This is a genomic window from Pseudosulfitobacter sp. DSM 107133 (genome assembly GCF_022788695.1).
Lineage (GTDB): Bacteria > Pseudomonadota > Alphaproteobacteria > Rhodobacterales > Rhodobacteraceae > Pseudosulfitobacter.
In genome coordinates this window covers 2,017,985-2,033,871 of sequence record NZ_CP085154.1, presented here as the reverse complement: position 1 = coordinate 2,033,871, position 15,887 = coordinate 2,017,985, and the positions used below count along the sequence as shown (strand labels likewise).

General features: G+C 60.8%; 20 protein-coding genes. 6 read left to right on the top strand and 14 right to left on the bottom strand.

Translation table 11 applies throughout. From position 1 onward, the window contains the following. Positions 1 to 6 precede the first annotated feature (6 nt). The 3 genes from DSM107133_RS10025 to DSM107133_RS10015 all read left to right on the top strand — a co-directional run bounded on the left by DSM107133_RS10025 (position 7) and on the right by DSM107133_RS10015 (position 1,763). Positions 7 to 483, top strand: coding sequence for a MaoC family dehydratase (locus DSM107133_RS10025; protein WP_114292018.1), 477 nt, complete (start codon positions 7 to 9; stop codon positions 481 to 483). A 78-nt stretch (positions 484 to 561) separates the two neighbouring features. Further along, positions 562 to 1,005 carry a type II 3-dehydroquinate dehydratase gene (gene aroQ, locus DSM107133_RS10020; RefSeq protein WP_114292019.1) on the top strand — a complete coding sequence of 148 codons (444 nt, stop codon included), beginning with the start codon at positions 562 to 564 and terminating at the stop codon, positions 1,003 to 1,005. After that, on the top strand, positions 1,002 to 1,763 hold the full coding sequence (locus DSM107133_RS10015) for a LuxR family transcriptional regulator (RefSeq protein ID WP_240310391.1): 762 nt from the start codon (positions 1,002 to 1,004) through the stop codon (positions 1,761 to 1,763). Before aroQ ends, DSM107133_RS10015 begins: the two co-directional genes overlap by 4 nt. A 403-nt stretch (positions 1,764 to 2,166) precedes the next feature. Here the strand turns inward: DSM107133_RS10015 and DSM107133_RS10010 are convergent, their stop codons facing one another. From DSM107133_RS10010 to DSM107133_RS09985, 6 genes are all read right to left on the bottom strand, one after another. After that, complete coding sequence (locus DSM107133_RS10010; protein WP_114292031.1) at positions 2,167 to 2,928, bottom strand: MBL fold metallo-hydrolase; 762 nt, start codon at positions 2,926 to 2,928, stop codon at positions 2,167 to 2,169. Positions 2,929 to 3,140: 212 nt separating this feature from the next. Next, entirely contained in the window at positions 3,141 to 4,016 is an 876-nt protein-coding gene (gene tsf / locus DSM107133_RS10005) for a translation elongation factor Ts (protein WP_114292021.1), read from the bottom strand. A gap of 76 nt (positions 4,017 to 4,092) precedes the next feature. Continuing rightward, positions 4,093 to 4,887 carry a 30S ribosomal protein S2 gene (rpsB, locus tag DSM107133_RS10000; protein ID WP_114292022.1) on the bottom strand — a complete coding sequence of 265 codons (795 nt, stop codon included), beginning with the start codon at positions 4,885 to 4,887 and terminating at the stop codon, positions 4,093 to 4,095. Between the two features lie 163 nt (positions 4,888 to 5,050). Next, a complete protein-coding gene (locus DSM107133_RS09995; RefSeq protein ID WP_114292023.1) occupies positions 5,051 to 5,902 on the bottom strand; it encodes a lysophospholipid acyltransferase family protein in 852 nt (283 codons plus the stop codon). Then, positions 5,899 to 6,630 (bottom strand): GNAT family N-acyltransferase, encoded by a 732-nt coding sequence (locus tag DSM107133_RS09990; protein WP_114292024.1) that lies wholly within the window; start codon positions 6,628 to 6,630, stop codon positions 5,899 to 5,901. The genes DSM107133_RS09995 and DSM107133_RS09990 overlap by 4 nt, the downstream gene beginning before the upstream one ends. A 154-nt stretch (positions 6,631 to 6,784) precedes the next feature. After that, complete coding sequence (locus DSM107133_RS09985) at positions 6,785 to 6,970, bottom strand: DUF3553 domain-containing protein (RefSeq protein WP_114292025.1); 186 nt, start codon at positions 6,968 to 6,970, stop codon at positions 6,785 to 6,787. A 26-nt stretch (positions 6,971 to 6,996) separates the two neighbouring features. Here DSM107133_RS09985 and DSM107133_RS09980 point away from each other — a divergent pair, with 26 nt between their 5' ends. Genes DSM107133_RS09980 through DSM107133_RS09970 form a run of 3 tightly spaced genes read left to right on the top strand, consistent with a single transcriptional unit; the run spans position 6,997 to position 8,750 of the window. After that, on the top strand, positions 6,997 to 7,173 hold the full coding sequence (locus DSM107133_RS09980; RefSeq protein WP_243253543.1) for a hypothetical protein: 177 nt from the start codon (positions 6,997 to 6,999) through the stop codon (positions 7,171 to 7,173). A 52-nt stretch (positions 7,174 to 7,225) separates the two neighbouring features. Beyond that, complete coding sequence (locus DSM107133_RS09975) at positions 7,226 to 8,170, top strand: IS110 family transposase (RefSeq protein ID WP_243253541.1); 945 nt, start codon at positions 7,226 to 7,228, stop codon at positions 8,168 to 8,170. Between the two features lie 13 nt (positions 8,171 to 8,183). Continuing rightward, on the top strand, positions 8,184 to 8,750 hold the full coding sequence (locus tag DSM107133_RS09970; protein WP_240310341.1) for a histidine phosphotransferase family protein: 567 nt from the start codon (positions 8,184 to 8,186) through the stop codon (positions 8,748 to 8,750). Between the two features lie 22 nt (positions 8,751 to 8,772). On the opposite strand, the gene DSM107133_RS09965 is transcribed toward DSM107133_RS09970, so the two are convergent. From DSM107133_RS09965 to DSM107133_RS09930, 8 genes are all read right to left on the bottom strand, one after another. Then, positions 8,773 to 10,038: a glutamate-5-semialdehyde dehydrogenase gene (locus DSM107133_RS09965; protein ID WP_114291591.1), complete on the bottom strand. Its 1,266-nt coding sequence runs from the start codon at positions 10,036 to 10,038 to the stop codon at positions 8,773 to 8,775. A gap of 74 nt (positions 10,039 to 10,112) precedes the next feature. Then, positions 10,113 to 11,219: a glutamate 5-kinase gene (gene proB / locus DSM107133_RS09960; protein WP_114291592.1), complete on the bottom strand. Its 1,107-nt coding sequence runs from the start codon at positions 11,217 to 11,219 to the stop codon at positions 10,113 to 10,115. Beyond that, positions 11,207 to 12,241: a GTPase ObgE gene (gene obgE, locus DSM107133_RS09955; RefSeq protein ID WP_114291593.1), complete on the bottom strand. Its 1,035-nt coding sequence runs from the start codon at positions 12,239 to 12,241 to the stop codon at positions 11,207 to 11,209. Before obgE ends, proB begins: the two co-directional genes overlap by 13 nt. 38 nt (positions 12,242 to 12,279) lie before the next feature. Then, positions 12,280 to 12,816 (bottom strand): GNAT family N-acetyltransferase, encoded by a 537-nt coding sequence (locus DSM107133_RS09950; protein WP_114291594.1) that lies wholly within the window; start codon positions 12,814 to 12,816, stop codon positions 12,280 to 12,282. A gap of 232 nt (positions 12,817 to 13,048) precedes the next feature. Further along, positions 13,049 to 13,318 (bottom strand): 50S ribosomal protein L27, encoded by a 270-nt coding sequence (gene rpmA, locus DSM107133_RS09945; protein ID WP_028956508.1) that lies wholly within the window; start codon positions 13,316 to 13,318, stop codon positions 13,049 to 13,051. A gap of 11 nt (positions 13,319 to 13,329) precedes the next feature. Continuing rightward, entirely contained in the window at positions 13,330 to 14,010 is a 681-nt protein-coding gene (locus DSM107133_RS09940; RefSeq protein WP_114291595.1) for a 50S ribosomal protein L21, read from the bottom strand. A 184-nt stretch (positions 14,011 to 14,194) separates the two neighbouring features. After that, the gene (locus DSM107133_RS09935; protein WP_114291596.1) at positions 14,195 to 15,013 is read right to left on the bottom strand and encodes a DUF2059 domain-containing protein; all 819 of its coding nucleotides are present in this window, start codon (positions 15,011 to 15,013) and stop codon (positions 14,195 to 14,197) included. A 2-nt stretch (positions 15,014 to 15,015) separates the two neighbouring features. Continuing rightward, positions 15,016 to 15,843, bottom strand: a complete 828-nt coding sequence (locus tag DSM107133_RS09930; RefSeq protein WP_114291597.1) for a DUF2059 domain-containing protein — start codon at positions 15,841 to 15,843, stop codon at positions 15,016 to 15,018. Positions 15,844 to 15,887: the final 44 nt, after the last annotated feature.

Here is a 15,887-nt window from a genome sequence, read left to right as displayed (position 1 = left end):
AAGAACATGACACCAATCGAAACAGAAGTAGCCCGTCTTGAGGGGCTGATCGGCCAGGAGGTCGGCACATCCAACTGGATCACCGTCGATCAGGCGATGATCGACAGTTTTGCCGAGACCACACAAGACCAGCAGTGGATCCACATTGATCCCGAACGTGCCGCCCGCGAAACACCCTTTGGCGGATCTATCGCCCACGGGTTTTTGACACTTAGCCTCGCCAGCCGCTTTGCCTATGACTGTTTTGCCATGGCCGATGGTCAGGTGATGGGCATCAACTATGGGTTCAACAAACTGCGGTTCCTGAACCCGGTCAAGGCTGGCGCGCGGGTGCGGGGGCGGTTTGTCATCAACTCGGTCAAGCAGCGCAACGCCACTGATTTGCTGCGTGAAACCGGCCTGACGATCGAGATCGAGGGCGAAGAAACCCCTGCCCTGATCGCCGAATGGCTGGGATTGGCAGTATTTGGCCCTGCAAACTGACAGACAAAGCGCCGCACTGCGCTGGACACCAAGGGCGCTGTGCGGCTAACTGTGCGTTGAATTTGCAAGAGAGATGGTATGACGTCGATTCTTGTCCTCAACGGACCAAACCTGAACCTGCTGGGCACGCGCCAGCCCGATGTTTACGGGCGCACGACGCTGAAAGATGTCGAGGAGATGTGCGTCGCGTGGGGTAAGGCCGTGGGGCTGGACGTGGTTTGCGCCCAGTCCAACCACGAGGGCGTGATGATCGACGCAATTCACGCCGCCAAAGGCACCCACGGGGGCATCGTGCTGAACGCCGGGGCCTATACCCACACCTCTGTTGCGCTGCGCGATGCGATTGCCTCGGTCGAAGTGCCGGTGGTCGAAGTACATCTGTCCAACATCCATGCCCGCGAGGCATTTCGCCATTACAGCCACATCGCCCCCGTGGCGCTCGGCCAGATTGCTGGATTTGGCGCGCAGGGCTATGATCTGGCGATACAGGTTCTGGCCAAACATCTGGAGTCTGCACGATGAGTGACGGTATGCGCGCCTATCTGCACGGGTTGTCCAATTGCCAGACCATGGAAGAACTGTGGGATGCCCATACCGACAAGATGGCCAGCTACGGGTTCGATCGTCTGATCTATGGGTTTACCCGCTATCGGTCCGGCAACAACCTGGGCGACCCCGAAGATTTCATCATTCTGACGAACCATGACAAATCCTATACCGACGTGTTCATGGGCGAGCAGCACTATGTCCATGCTCCCATGGTCAGTTGGGCGCTGAACAACGAAGGTGCGGGCAGCTGGCGCATTCTGGGCCAGATGGTCGAGACCCAAACCCTGACCCCTGCCGAAGCGCGGGTGATGGAATTTAACAAGAAGATGGGCGTCACCGTCGGCTACACCATCAGTTTCAAGTCGGTCTCGGCACGGTCCAAGGGCGCAATTGCCTTGACCGCACGCAAGGGCCTGACCCAGGACGAGATCGACGCGGTCTGGGCCGAACATGGCCGTGACATTCATTTGATGAACAATGTGGCCCACCTCAAGATTCTGACGCTGCCCTATGCCGGTCCCAATCGCGGCCTGACCAAGCGTCAGCGCGAGGCATTGGAATGGGTGGGTGACGGCAAGACCATGCAGGACATCGCCGTGCTGATGGGCCTGACCTCGGCCACCGTGGAAAAGCATCTGCGCCTGGCGCGCGAGGCGCTGGCGGTTGAAACCACTGCGCAGGCGGTGCTCAAGGCGGCCTTTGCCAACCAGATGTTCATTCTCGAAGCCTAGGGCCGAACAAGGCGCCGGCACCGTTGTGCTGCGCCCTTTCACAGAAATTTCGCGTAACATCTGCAAGAATCGTCACCCGTGACGCGACAGATTGTTCTTTCCCCTTCCCGAGCGGCGGCAATAATCTGACTATCGGGTAAGGATTACCTGACTTTCGTAAAGTAAGGTTAACCGTCAATATCAAGATGTTCCGTGAGTGGTGGCTTATGCCATTGGAGCAGCGGAAGGCATCCTCGCGATTTCGGGGCCCTGCCAACCGACCGGTCTTACCGGACCCCGGTCCCGGGACGTATAGTCAGTCTTCGGGATCGGAACCAAACCTCAGGGTCACGTCTCATCCCCGTGATCAAGACCCGGGGTCATTGGAACGGAGCCACTCCTGCCCGGGTGGCTCCGTTCGCTTTTAACTGTACCAGTTGCCCATTTTGACGATGGTCGCGTCGCCCACAGCGGCGGCAAAGGCCTCCGGGTCCTGTGTGCCACCGTCACGGCCACGGTAGTGGTAAGGATAGACATGGGTTGGCTTGAAGGCGGCCACGGCTTCGGCAGCCGCATCCGAATCCATTGTGAACGGCAGGTTCATGCAGACAAAGGCCAGATCAATATCGCTCAGCGCCTTCATCTCGCGCGTGCCTTCGGTGTCACCCGAGATATAGGTGCGAAAACCGTCGATTGTCAGCACATAGCCGTTGTCACGTCCTTCGGGGTGGAAGTTCTTGCGCTCTTCGGTGGTGTTATAGGCCGGAATGGCGTTGATAGACACATCGCCCGCCATCGCTTGCTCGCCATTGGCCAGCACGGTTGCCCGCCCGGCCAGATCTTCAGGCAGCAGGGCCGCAACCGCAGGATTGACCACCAGAACGGTGTTCTCGCCCATCAGGGCCGCCAGGGTTTCGGCATTGTAATGGTCACCGTGCTCATGGGTGACAAGGATCAGGTCGGCGGCAGGGAAATCTGCGTAATTTGCTGGATCTCCGATGGGATCATTATAGATCGTGCCCGCCGGTGTGGTCATCACGAACGACGCATGATCGACAGGGAAAACCGTGATGTCGCCAGTGTCGGTGGAAAATCTGTCCCCGGCATGGGCCGCAGCGCGTGCGGCATAGGGCAAAAAGGTGATGGCGGCAGCACTGCTGGCCAGAAAGGTTCTGCGCGGTATCATGGTCATTATCATCCCCGGTTGGTTGCTTTGCACTTAACCTAGTACGGTTGAACCATTCGCCCAGACCACAAATGCGTGAACGGCTCTTCATCTTGCCAGATAAACTCCGGGGGCGCGTCGCAGACGCGGGGGCAGCGCCCCAAAATGCAAACAGGGCACCCCAAGGGATGCCCTGCCTGTGTTCTCTGTCGTCGCTTACAAAAGCGCCGAAATCAGCTTTGGCCGACTTTGGCCACTTCGGCGGCAAAGTCTTCTTTGACCACTTCAATGCCTTCGCCCACTTCCAGACGCACGAAACCGGTGATTGTGGCACCCGCTTCTTTTGCGGCATCCGCAACGGTCAGGTCGGGGTTCACGACGAACTGCTGGTTCAGCAGGGTCACTTCCGACATGTATTTTTTCATACGGCCAACGATCATCTTTTCGATGACGGCGTCAGGCTTGCCGCTTTCGCGGGCGATGTCGATCTGAACCTGCTTTTCCTTCTCGACCACGGCGGGGTCAAGATCGGCTTCGCTCAACGAAGCAGGGTTCACAGCCGCGATGTGCATCGCAACCTGTTTGCCAAAGGCGTCGTCGCCACCGGTCATTGCGACCAGAACGCCGATTTTGCCCATGCCGGGTGCGGCTGCGTTGTGGACATAGGACACAACTGTGTCGCCAGTGATCGACTGCATGCGGCGCACCGACATGTTTTCACCGATTGTGGCGATCTTGTCGGTCACGATTTCGGCGACAGTCTTGCCACCCATCGGAGCCGCGTTCAGCGCGTCAACGGAATCGACGGTGATTGCCACGTCGGCAATGCCCGACACCATGCCCTGGAATTCGGCGTTCTTGCCGACAAAGTCGGTTTCCGAGTTCACTTCGACCGCGATACCCTTGTTGCCGTCAACCTTGACTGCAACCAGACCTTCGGCAGCGGTGCGGCCCGATTTCTTGGCCGCTTTGGCCAGACCTTTGGTGCGCAGCCAATCGACCGCTGCTTCCATGTCGCCATCGTTTTCGGTCAACGCCTTTTTGGCGTCCATCATGCCTGCGCCTGTGCTTTCGCGCAGTTCTTTGACCATAGATGCTGTAATTGCCATCTGTCGGGTCTCCTCAGATTTATTGCGGGTCGGCGGGGTTGCCCCCGCCGCTTTTTATCAAAACCATGTAACAGCCTTAGCTGTCGGCTTTGGCCTCTTCGGCTGCCGGTGCCGTTTCTTCTGCAACGGCTTCTTCAACGGGCGCTTCTTCCATCGCGCCGATGTCGACGCCGGCCGCACCCAGTTGGGCGCTCATGCCGTCGAGCGCTGCGCGGGCGGCCAGATCGCAATACAGCGTGATGGCGCGGGCCGCGTCGTCGTTGCCCGGAATGATATAATCAATGCCGTCAGGCGAGCAGTTGGTGTCAACCACGGCCACAACCGGGATGCCCAGCTTGTTGGCTTCGGCAATTGCCAGCGCTTCTTTTTTCACGTCGATGACGAAGATCAGGTCGGGACGGCCGCCCATTTCACGGATACCGCCCAGCGATGCTTCCAGTTTGAACTGGTCACGTTCCATGCCCAGACGTTCTTTTTTGGTGAAGCCTTCGAAACCCAGTTCCGACTGTTCGTCGATGGTTTTCAGACGCTGGATCGACTTGGACACGGTCTGCCAGTTGGTCAGCGTGCCGCCCAGCCAGCGGTGGTTCATGTAATACTGTGCGCATTTTTCTGCGGCATCTGCGATGGGCTGTGCGGCCTGACGCTTGGTGCCGACGAAGAGAATGCTGCCGCCTTTGGCGACGGTGTCACGGATGACTTGCAGCGCCTGGTCCAGCATTGGAACAGTTTGCGTCAGGTCCATGATGTGGATGCCGTTGCGTGCGCCGTAGATGAACGGGCCCATGCGGGGGTTCCAGCGCTGTGTCTGGTGACCAAAGTGTACGCCTGCTTCCAGCAGCTGGCGCATGGAGAACTCGGGAAGAGCCATGTCTTATTCCTTTTCCGGTTTTCGCCTTGGCGGGGTATCAGTGCGACTGCACCAACCGGCGGACATCCGGGGATTTCTCCCCCGGAAAGCCCAATCCCCACCTGCGGATTGAAGTGTCGCGCGTATAGGCCGGTTTTGCGCGGGGTGCAAGAGCGGTTTGCCCTTATTTTGCAGCCCCCGACGCGCACGCGATCTCCGCCAGCACATGCGCGTCGCGCACCGTGGCCTCGGCAGCAGCAGCCAACGATTTGCGATCGGCAAAATCGGCCACCTTCAACGGCGCGTGATATACCACGTCAACGCGTCCCTGACGGGCGGCGGCCAGTGTGGACAGCAGATGTGTGGCAAAATCCATATCCCCCCACCAGCCGTAAAACCGTGCATCCGCGCCTGCCGGTGCGTGGTAGATCACCGTGACGGGCTGCACTTGCAAGGTGTCCCGCAGTTCGGGCGCGAAAAACGCCTGAAACAGCGTCGGTTTGAACGGCAGCACCCGCAGGCCGTCGGTGCTGGTGCCTTCGGGGAAGAACAGCAGCCTGTGGCCGGCCAGCAGGCGGTCTTGGAACATCTGCGTCTGTTCGGCGGCGCGGCGCGGGTCACGCACGACAAAGACGGTGCCGGTGGCCCGCGCAAGCCAGCCGATCCCGGGCCAGTTCGCGACCTCGGATTTCGACACGAAATATATGCGTTTTGAGGCGTTCAGGACGAAAATATCCAGCCAAGAGGAATGGTTGGCCACCACCGCCCCCTGCCCGCGCATCGGCGTTCCGGTCACCTGCAACGGCAACCCCATCAGCCGCAGCGCCCCCTTGCACACGCCCACGGTGATGAAGGGCGTGACCGGGCGGCGCAGCCCGAACAATGGCCGCTCGATCAGCCGCACCATCAGCAGCACCGCGAGCCCGCCAAACACCAGCGCACCCACTGTCAGGCCGCGCACCACTACGCGCATCCAGTCACCAAACCCGAAGCGGCGTGGCGGTGGCACATTGCCGTCGTCCCAGATCATGCTCATGCCTTGTCCCGTGCGGTGTACAGGCGGCTTTGGCGGGTGTTCAGCTGTGCCGTGTCCATGACCAGACAGACATCGGTGGTGTTGAACGTGCGATCAATCCACGCGCCCTCGCCCACCACGCCGCCCAGCCGCAAATAGGCCTTGATCAGCGCAGGCACCTGCAACATCGCCGCACGCCGGTCCAGCGCGTCCTCGGAAATCAGGTTCATCGACTGGAAGGAGGCCGCTCGCGCACGCACGCGCACCCCGGGAGGCGCAAGATGCCGGTGGTGCAGCAACGACAGGGGGGCGGCCAGAGCCTGCGCGTCGGTGCCATGAAAACTGGCGGCGCCAAACAGGATGTCTATCTTGTGCTCGGCAACATAAGACGCCAGCGCTGACCACAGATAGTGCATTGCCATCCCGCCGCGGTAATCGGGATGCAGGCACGAACGTCCCAACTCCAACAGGTTGCGCCCCGAGTTGCGCAATGGCGTCAGGTCGTATTCGTCCTCGGAATAAAACTGCCCCGCTGCACGCGCCTGATCGCCGCGCAACATACGATACACGCCCACCACCTGGCCCCGCGTTTCGTCGTGCAGCAACAGATGGTCAAAGAACGGGTCAAAGCGGTCTTTCTCAAGCCCCGCATCGTGATCCACCAGCGCGCCACCGCCACCCAACTCGCGCACAAAGACGTCATAGCGCAGCCGCTGGGCCGCTTTCAGGTCGTCGGCATCACGTGCCATCGAAACCCTGAAGTGTGGCGCAGTCTCTCGGGCGGGGCGGGTCATGGGCATTGGGATCAGTCTGTTTTGGGTCCCTTCGCGCGGAGCCGCGCGGGATGGGCAGAAATTAACTCAAATCGGTTCTCAGGGGTATCTGTTAACGTTTCCGCAAGGATCATAGGCCATCAAAGACTGGTACCAAAGCAATACGCGTGCTGTCGATGACAACTTTACCTTGCTCACGAAAGTTGACAGTGACCCGCTTGGCGATGTTGCTTTGTACCTGACCCACTCCCCAGTCCGGGCAATCGGGATGGCGCACCAACATACCAGGAGCCAGAATGGCATTTAGATCTTCCATCTGTCACCCTTTACAGGAGGCCGCCCATGGGCACCAGTAACGTCAATCTGGCGGCCTTGTCTCAGACTTTCCGTGGCTCTTCTGCGAAGGTGGAGCCGGTGCCAGCCACCTTTTGGATCGCAGGCACCGGCGACGGGTGGATCGTCTGCGGCCAGGTCTTCGAGGACCGTAATCAAGTGAGATCGCCCGTCGTCTTCGCATGAGGCCTGAACGGATACGCAGCAGCTCACAGGCTCTGCACGACAAGCAAAGGACATGACGAAGATGATCAACGATACCATCGGCATCGACATCTCGAAAGCGCATCTTGACGCGCACCGGCTCAGCACCGCAACCCACGCCCGGTTCGACAATACCGCGACAGGCCTGCGCGCCTTCGAGCGCTGGTTGGGGCAGACAACGCCGGAGCGCGTGGTCTTCGAGCCCACCGGCCCCTACCACCGACGCCTCGAGAGCCATTTCTCAGGCCGCCTGCCGCTCGTCAAGGTGAACCCGCTGCAGGCCCGCCGCTTCGCGCAGGCCCACGGCACACGCGCTAAGACCGACGCGGTCGATGCCCGCATGCTCGCGCTCATGGGGCGCGCGCTGGAGCTGGTTCCGGACCAGCCAACCGACCCCAAACAGCGTGAAATCAAGGAGTTGCATGTCGCCCGCACCGGGCTGGTGCGGGATCGTACCGCGCTGATGAACCGCCTTGGCACGCAACAGCTCGACGTGACCCGCCGCCTGACCCGGGCACGCCTGCGTCAGGTCAACCACCAGATCGACAGGCTTAACGCCGAAATCGAACGGCGAAACCGCGATTGCCCGGAACGCGCCAGGGCAACCGGCATTCTCACCTCGATCCCCGGGATCGGTGCCATCACCGCACGGGCGCTGCTCAGCGAATGCCCCGAGATCGGCACTCTGGGGTCAAAGCAGATCGCGGCGCTCGCAGGTCTCGCGCCGATCACGTGTCAGTCCGGTCAGTGGAGCGGAAAGGCCCACATCCAGGGCGGGCGCAGGCTCCTGCGCGAGAGCCTGTTCATGCCCGCCCTCGTCGCCATGAAGCGAAACCCCGATCTGAGCCAGAAATACGATGCCCTCAGAGCCGCCGGAAAACCCCACAAGGTCGCGCTCGCCGTCCTCATGCGAAAACTCCTGATCCTCGCAAACACTCTCATAAGCGAAAACAGAGAATGGACACCAAAACACCCTTGACCAAGACGGATACTTGATTGGCAGCCGCATCTGTCACGATCTCATATCCCCCATTGGCGCGATCAACAATGGGCTGGAGCTGTTAGAGATGACCGGCAGCAACGACGGGCCGGAGATCCAGCTGATTTCTGAATCGGTCGGCAATGCCACGGCGCGCATCCGGTTCTTTCGCATCGCTTACGGGGCGGCAGGTGATCAGGAAATGGGCCGCGCCGAGATTGTCAGCGTGCTGCGCGATCTGATGGGCACTGGCCGTTTGACCGTGGCCTGGGGGCCAATGGACGAACAGCCGCGCGATGCGGTGCGCATGGCGTTTCTGGCGATTCAATGTCTGGAAACGGCAATGCCCTATGGGGGCCGGATCGAGGTAACCTGCGAACGCGAACGCTGGACCGTGCACGGGCGCGGCGAGAAGCTGAACGTCGATTCCGCGCTGTGGGAAGGGTTGGAAAGTGCGATCGTGCCGCAGGAAATACAGCCCGCGCATGTGCAATTTGCCCTGCTGCCCGCTGTTGTTGCGGACGCAGGGCGCAAGCTGTCGGTTGTCGGTCAGGGCACCGATATGACCCTTCGTTTCTAGGGTCCGACCCTAGATCTCTGCCTTAGGTCCGCGTCGTACCGTCACCGCGCACCAGATATTTGAAACTGGTCAACTGCTCGGCCCCCACGGGGCCGCGCGCGTGCATCTTGCCCGTGGCAATACCAATCTCGGCGCCCATGCCAAACTCGCCCCCGTCGGCAAACTGGGTCGAGGCATTGTGCATGATGATCGCAGAATCAAGCCGGGCCATGAAGCGGGCGGCAGCGGCCTCATCCTCGGTCAGGATGCATTCGGTGTGTTGCGATCCATAGGTCCGGATATGGTCGATGGCCGCGTCGATGTCATCGACCACGCGGGCGGCCATGATCATGTCCAGATATTCCCGGCCCCAGTCGTCGTCCTGCGCCTCGACCGTGCCGTCGATGGCCTTGAGCGTATCATCCACGCGCATTTCGACGCCGGCATCCATCAGCGCCTTGACCAGCCCCTGACCGATGGTCGACAGCACGTCGCGGTGGATCAGAAGACATTCCGCCGAACCGCAAATACCCGTGCGCCGCGTCTTGGCGTTCAGCACCACGCGCAGGGCTTTTTCGGGGTCGGCGTCCTTGTCTACATATATATGCACGATGCCTTCGAGGTGGGCGAAAACGGGCACGCGGGCCTCACGCTGGACCAGTCCCACAAGCCCCTTGCCGCCGCGGGGCACGATCACGTCGATCGTCCCCGTCATGGTCAGCATCTCGGACACGGCGGCGCGGTCGCGTGTGGGCACCAGCTGGATCGCATCCTCGGGCAGGTTTGCATCGCGCAGCCCCTTCATCAGGCAGGCGTGAATGGCTTGCGAGGAATGAAAACTTTCGGACCCGCCGCGCAGGATCACCGCATTGCCCGCCTTCAGGCACAGCGCGCCGGCATCTGAGGTGACATTGGGGCGCGATTCATAGATCACACCAATCACACCCAGCGGCGTGCGCACGCGGGTGATGTGCAGACCGTTGGGACGGTCCCATTCGGCCATGACCGCGCCGACAGGGTCGGCCTGTTCAGCAACGCTGCGCAAGCCGTCGACGATGCCCTGAATGCGGTCCTCGTCCAGCTTCAGACGGTCCATCATCGCAGGCGACAGGCCCTTGTCGCGGCCAAAGTCCATATCTTTGGCATTGGCAATCAGAATCGTTTCACGTTGCGCCCAGACGGCGCTGGCAGCGCTGACCAGGGCGGCATGTTTGCGCTCAGCCGAAGCAACGGCCAGTTCGGCAGCAGCAGCTTTGGCGCGCGCGCCAATGTCGGCCATCAGCGCGGGAATGTCAGCGAAATCTTTCATCGGTCTGGTCCTTGTGGTCTGCCTTGGCAAAGATTCTATGCCTCCGGCGGGGATATTTATAGCCAAAAGAAAGGCTAAACAGCCATGTCGTCGCGGTGGATCAGGGCGGCGCGGCCCGGATAGCCCAGCAGGGTTTCGATCTGGGCGCTGTGATGGCCCTTGATCCTGCGGGCCTCTTCGGCGGTATAGCGCGTGAGGCCAAGGCCGAGAACGTGGCCCGACGGATCAGCGATGGCCACCGGATCACCGCGTTTGAAATCGCCTGCGACGGCAGTGATACCTGCGGGCAGCAGGCTGTTGCCGTTTTCCAGCGCGCGGGTGGCGCCTGCGTCCAGTGTCAGTGTGCCGCGCGGTTTCATCGCCGCAATCCAGCGTTTGCGGGCGGTCTGCGGGTCGAGCGTGGCCGAGAACCATGTGACCGGCGCCCCGTTGTGCAGCCGGTGCAGCGGGCGCGGTTCGAATCCGTGGCAGATGGCCATGGCACAGCCTGCGGCAGTGGCGGTCCTGGCGGCCATCAGCTTGGTTTTCATCCCGCCCTTGCTGAGGCCCGAGCCCGCGTCGCCCGCCTGAGCTTCGATCTCGGCGGTGATCTCGTCGATCACCTCATAGCGGATGGCGGCAGGGTCATCGGCGGGGTTCGCGGAATAGAACCCATCCACATCCGACAGCAAAACCAACTGATCCGCGCCGATGGTGGCGGCGATCTGGGCGGCCAGGCGGTCGTTGTCGCCAAAGCGGATTTCGTCGGTGGCGACGGTGTCATTTTCATTGACGATGGGCAGCGCACCCAGCCCCAGCAGGGTTTCCAGCGTCGCGCGCGAGTTCAGATAGCGGCGACGGTCGCGGCTGTCTTCCAGCGTCATCAGGACCTGCGCCGTGGTGATGCCATGCACCGCCATCACGTCCTCGTAAGCGCGGGCCAAACGGATCTGGCCGACGGCGGCAGCAGCCTGGGATTGTTCCAGCGGCAGTTCTGTTGCGGGCAAGCCCAGCACACCGCGCCCCAGCGCGATCGAGCCGGAGGACACCAGCACCACCTGCGTGCCCTGCCCCTTCAGCCATTGCACATCCAGCGCAAGCGCGCGCAACCAATCCTCGCGCAGCGCACCGGTTGCGCGGTCCACCAGCAGGGCCGAGCCGATCTTGACGACCAGCCGTTTGGCATCGGTCAGGGTCGCCACTGTTCTTCCTCTTGGGGTTCCTGCTTGCGCAGGCGGTCATCGTCGATCTGTTTGCGCAGGGCACGCAGCACTTCTGTCACGCCGTCGCGGGCCACGCCCGACATCAGCATGACGGTGCCGCCACAGGCCTTTTGCAACGCGGCCTTGGCTGCATTGCGTTCATCATCGTCCAGCGCGTCGATCTTGTTCAGCACAGTCACGCGCGGCTTGTCCGCCAGATCGCCGCCATAGGCTTCAAGCTCGGTGATGATCGTCTTGTAGTCCTGCGCTACGGTGTCCGAGGTGCCATCGACCAGATGCAACAGAACCGCACAGCGTTCGACGTGGCCCAGAAACAGATCGCCCAGGCCCCGCCCTTCGGAGGCACCTTCGATCAGGCCGGGGATGTCGGCCACGACGAATTCGACATTGTCCACGCCGACGACGCCCAGGTTGGGGTGCAGCGTGGTGAACGGATAATCGGCAATCTTGGGGCGCGCGTTCGACGTGGCGGCCAGAAAGGTCGACTTGCCGGCATTGGGCAAGCCAAGCAGGCCCACGTCCGCAATCAGTTTCAGGCGCAGCCACAGCGTGCGTTCAACGCCGTCCTGCCCCGGATTGGCACGGCGCGGCGCCTGGTTGGTGGCGGATTTGAAATGCAGGTTGCCGAAACCACCGTTGCCGCCGCGTGCCAGTTTCACGCGCTGGCCTACCTCGGTCAGGTCGGCAACGACGGTTTCTTCGTCTTCGTCCAGAATCTCGGTGCCCACGGGCACGCGCAGGACGATGTCGTCACCGTCTTTGCCGGTGCGCTGGCGGCCCATGCCGGGCTGGCCGTTCTTGGCGAAAAAGTGCTGCTGATAGCGAAAGTCGATCAGCGTGTTCAGCCCGTCCACAGCCTCGGCCCAGACGGTGCCGCCGGTGCCGCCGTCACCGCCATCGGGACCGCCGTATTCGATATATTTTTCACGCCGGAACGACACACAGCCGCCCCCGCCCGCACCGGACCGGATATAGACCTTGCAGAGATCAAGAAATTTCATAGCGCGGTCCTAGCCTGTGCGGGCCCCTCGGGGCCCCGTTAGAGTTTGCGCGAATACGTCCAGGTGGGGACGGTCGCGTTGCGGGCAACAGAAAAACTTTCTGCCTCACCCAGATACTGAAAACCGCAGTGCGTCAACACCTTGGCAGAGGCAGCATTGTCCTGAAACACCACTGCAAAAAGGGCCTGATTGCCCATCGGATTGGCATCAACCAGTGCCTGCACCGCTTCCGATGCCAGACCTGTGTTCCAGAACGCCGGGGCCACCCAGTAGCCCAGTTCGGCCTGATTGCGGTCGATCTGCTGCATCGAGATCAGCCCCATCAGTTCCGACCCGCCCTCTTTGGTGCCATCAATGGCCCAGACGTCTTCTTCGCGGGTTGCCGACATGGCGCGGGTCACAAATGCCTCGGTCGTGCCGGGGGGCAGAGGGTGCGGAATAGAGGTGGTCATCGTGGCAACACGTTTGTCGGCGGCATACATTTCGATCAGCCCAAGGTCGGACTTGCGCAGCGGGCGCAGGTCGAACCGCTCGGTTTCGATCACCGGTTGTGTGGCCACTTTGGTCATTTCCATCGTCATGCTCCTCCTCGAACAGTCCGAATTTCGCCAACTGCACGTTGCGCGCAAAAGGTGTAGATCAGATAAGGTGCGACCGCGCGTTTTGCGAGGTCTGCCGTTGGGGCTGCCACATAAAAACCGTGGCGTTGTCTGGGTGAAACCGGCCCCTAATCAATTTGTATCAAATGAAAAAGGGACCGGCGGTGTCGCCGATCCCTTCAAGATTTTCTAACCTGTCAGGTTCGGCTTATTCTGCAGCTTCCGCTTGTGGCAGAACCGAAATAAACGTGCGGTTTTTCAGCCCTTTGTGAAAGGTCACAGCGCCATCGACAGTTGCAAAGATCGTGTGATCCTTGCCCATGCCGACGCCTGCGCCGGGCCAGAATTTGGTCCCGCGCTGACGCACGATGATGTTGCCGGGGATGGCAGCCTGGCCACCATAGAGTTTCACACCAAGACGACGACCCGCTGAGTCGCGGCCGTTGCGGGATGAACCACCTGCTTTTTTATGTGCCATTTGGTCTCTCCTTAGCCTTTGGTCATGTCTTTGGCCTGTTCGATCCAGCCTTCACGCTCGATCCGGCCTTTGAACGACAGTTTCTCGTCAATATCAGCTACGTCTGCTTCCGTCCATGCCGCGATTTGGGCAAAGGTGGTCACACCGGCTTCATGCAGTTTCTTCTCAAGCGCGGGGCCAACGCCCGACAGCTTCTTGAGATCGTCGGCGCCTTCGGCTGCCTTGGCTTTGGGGGCCTTGGCAGGAGCAGCTTCACCTGCATCAGCCTTGCGGGACTTTTCAGCCTGCGCGGTTTTCAGCTTGGCGTTTTGACCGACTGCGAAATCGGCTGTGTAACCAGCACCACCCACGGCGGCCATCACGCCCGACTTGTCAGCGCCCGAGGCGAGAATGTCGGTGATGCGCACCAGTGTCAGTTGCTGACGGTGGCCTTTGGTCCGCTTGCTCGAGTGTTTACGGCGGCGTTTGACGAAGTTGATGGTCTTGACGCCTTTGATGTGGTCGATGACTTCGGCTTGAACGCCGGCATCTGCAACCAAAGGAGCGCCGACCGTGGGCGTTTCGCCACCGATCATCATCACTTCGTTGAATTGAATTTTGTCACCTGCTTTTGCGGCCAGTTTTTCAACGCGGAGCGTGTCGCCCGATTGAACTTTGTACTGTTTGCCGCCGGTTTTGAGAACCGCGAACATATCGTTCTTCCTTACTCTACCGCGTCGTTTGGCACCGGAAGTCCCGGATTTCGTGCGATCTTCGCGCCACGGACTGCGCATCCCTTCGGGGATGTATATACATATGAAAGGCCCAAAGACCCCGTTCGAAGCCGCGCAATGCACCACACGCGGTCCAAAGTCAAGCGCTGTGAGCCCAGTTTTGTTACAGCTCCGAGCTGCCGTCCCCCAGCGCCCTGATGTTCAGGGCGACAACGCGCCCAAGCGCATAGCTGAGATCGCTGTAGACCGTTCCGAAGCCGTCGAAAAGGGCGGCGTTCAGTGCGCCCGCTTCGGGTGTCTTCAAAAAGGCCAGATAGGTTGCACGGTCGTCCGCATCCAGCGGCTGCACCAGCAGCAAAAGATAACCCATCAACCAGCTTTCGGTGTCTGTGCGCAATGCCTCTTCCTGCGACCAAACCTCGGATATGATCTGATCTTCGGTCATTTTATAGGCGCCACCGTCGACCAAAGCACGATAGAACTGATAGCTGGCGTTCAGCGCGGTGCTGACATTGCGTTCGATCAGGTCGCCGGTTTCGATGATCTCGCGCGCGACTTTCAGGCGTGGATCGTCCGAGCCCTGAAGGCTTTCAAAGGCACTGCGCGCGGCCGCTTCGCTGTCCTTGTCCATCATCGCGGTGCGCGCGGCCAGTTCCAGGCTGGTGATTTTCTGACCCAGATCGCTGCCCAGAAACAGATTTAGACGCGCCAAGATCGCAGGGTCGATTGCTTCGATCGCAGGGCGCGCATCTTCGGTCATGCGTGCGGCGTCATAGATACCGTCGATCTGGCTGTCCCACAGCCTGCCGCCGTGCCCGTCCAGCATATCGCTGTTCAGCGTTTCGGCATGACTCAACCCTTCGGCACGGGCCACCTGCATCTGTGCTTCCAGATTAATCAGACGAATGGTTTGATCCGCTTCGGGGCCAGCCTGTGCAGCACAGGCCAGCGCCAGCCACAGGGCAACAGCGAAACGCAGCATCTTCAAAGCTCCTGAGAGGGTTGCAAGTCGCGCATACGGGCGGCCAGGGCTTCATAGCGGTTGGCCATGATCTCGTATTGCACGGCATTCATCAAATCATAGACCTTGCGCATGTCCGGATCTTCCAGCGCCTTGGCATAGTCCAGCACTTCGTCATCGGAAAATGCCTGATAGGTATAGGCCGCACCGCTTAACGCGTTTTGCGATATCGACAGGCGCAGGGCGTCTTCATCCGCCCGCAGCGCTTCGCGCAGGTCCGGTTCCTCCATCTTCAGTTCGATCACCCCTGCCCCGGCGGCGGCCATCAGAAACCGCACCTGCACCTCCTGAATCGCCCGCACCGCGGTGCCTGCGCTGTCACTGGCGGCATTCATCCGTTTCAGCGCCTCCAGCCGTGGCGACCCGATGCGCATCAGCCCGTCAACAATGGCCTGCCCCGCCTCGGACTTGGTGTCGCTGTCATCGTCCATGTGACTGTCGTTTTCAGCCACCACCAGACGTTGGCCCAGATCGGTGTTGTAAAAGGCGATTGCGTGATCCAGCAGATCGTCGTCCAGCGTCTCGCCCAGAATATCCAGCGCCATGTCGTGCATGATGCCCGTGTCAAAGACGCTGTCGGCCATCACCGTCCACTGCGCGCCGAAATCATCGGTCTGTAGCCCCAGCATCGCCGGCGCCGAGCTGGCCGACAGGCGGATGCTGTCCAGCGCCACGTCGAATCCGGTCACTTCCAGAAACGTCTCTAACTGCGCGCGGTCGGCGGCCTGTGTGGTTGTGGCGGCCAGTGCAAGGGTAAATGTAAGGCAAAGCGAACGTGCGAGAGCAAACATGATGGTCCTTTCGGGTTTGCCCCAACCATATGGATTTTGCGTTC

Bases quoted from the DNA above. Each gene is read 5' to 3' on its own strand.
- rpsB (WP_114292022.1), bottom strand. From the start codon at position 4,887: ATGGCTCTTCCCGAGTTCTCCATGCGCCAGCTGCTGGAAGCAGGCGTA.
- tsf (WP_114292021.1), bottom strand. From the start codon at position 4,016: ATGGCAATTACAGCATCTATGGTCAAAGAACTGCGCGAAAGCACAGGC.
- DSM107133_RS09965 (WP_114291591.1), bottom strand. From the start codon at position 10,038: ATGAAAGATTTCGCTGACATTCCCGCGCTGATGGCCGACATTGGCGCG.
- DSM107133_RS09990 (WP_114292024.1), bottom strand. From the start codon at position 6,630: ATGGCACGTGATGCCGACGACCTGAAAGCGGCCCAGCGGCTGCGCTAT.
- DSM107133_RS10025 (WP_114292018.1), top strand. From the start codon at position 7: ATGACACCAATCGAAACAGAAGTAGCCCGTCTTGAGGGGCTGATCGGC.
- DSM107133_RS10015 (WP_240310391.1), top strand. From the start codon at position 1,002: ATGAGTGACGGTATGCGCGCCTATCTGCACGGGTTGTCCAATTGCCAG.
- obgE (WP_114291593.1), bottom strand. From the start codon at position 12,241: ATGAAATTTCTTGATCTCTGCAAGGTCTATATCCGGTCCGGTGCGGGC.
- DSM107133_RS09950 (WP_114291594.1), bottom strand. From the start codon at position 12,816: ATGGAAATGACCAAAGTGGCCACACAACCGGTGATCGAAACCGAGCGG.
- DSM107133_RS09940 (WP_114291595.1), bottom strand. From the start codon at position 14,010: ATGTTCGCGGTTCTCAAAACCGGCGGCAAACAGTACAAAGTTCAATCG.
- DSM107133_RS09985 (WP_114292025.1), bottom strand. From the start codon at position 6,970: ATGGAAGATCTAAATGCCATTCTGGCTCCTGGTATGTTGGTGCGCCAT.
- DSM107133_RS09980 (WP_243253543.1), top strand. From the start codon at position 6,997: ATGGGCACCAGTAACGTCAATCTGGCGGCCTTGTCTCAGACTTTCCGT.
- DSM107133_RS09935 (WP_114291596.1), bottom strand. From the start codon at position 15,013: ATGCTGCGTTTCGCTGTTGCCCTGTGGCTGGCGCTGGCCTGTGCTGCA.
- DSM107133_RS10010 (WP_114292031.1), bottom strand. From the start codon at position 2,928: ATGATACCGCGCAGAACCTTTCTGGCCAGCAGTGCTGCCGCCATCACC.
- aroQ (WP_114292019.1), top strand. From the start codon at position 562: ATGACGTCGATTCTTGTCCTCAACGGACCAAACCTGAACCTGCTGGGC.
- rpmA (WP_028956508.1), bottom strand. From the start codon at position 13,318: ATGGCACATAAAAAAGCAGGTGGTTCATCCCGCAACGGCCGCGACTCA.
- DSM107133_RS09975 (WP_243253541.1), top strand. From the start codon at position 7,226: ATGACGAAGATGATCAACGATACCATCGGCATCGACATCTCGAAAGCG.
- DSM107133_RS09930 (WP_114291597.1), bottom strand. From the start codon at position 15,843: ATGTTTGCTCTCGCACGTTCGCTTTGCCTTACATTTACCCTTGCACTG.
- DSM107133_RS09995 (WP_114292023.1), bottom strand. From the start codon at position 5,902: ATGAGCATGATCTGGGACGACGGCAATGTGCCACCGCCACGCCGCTTC.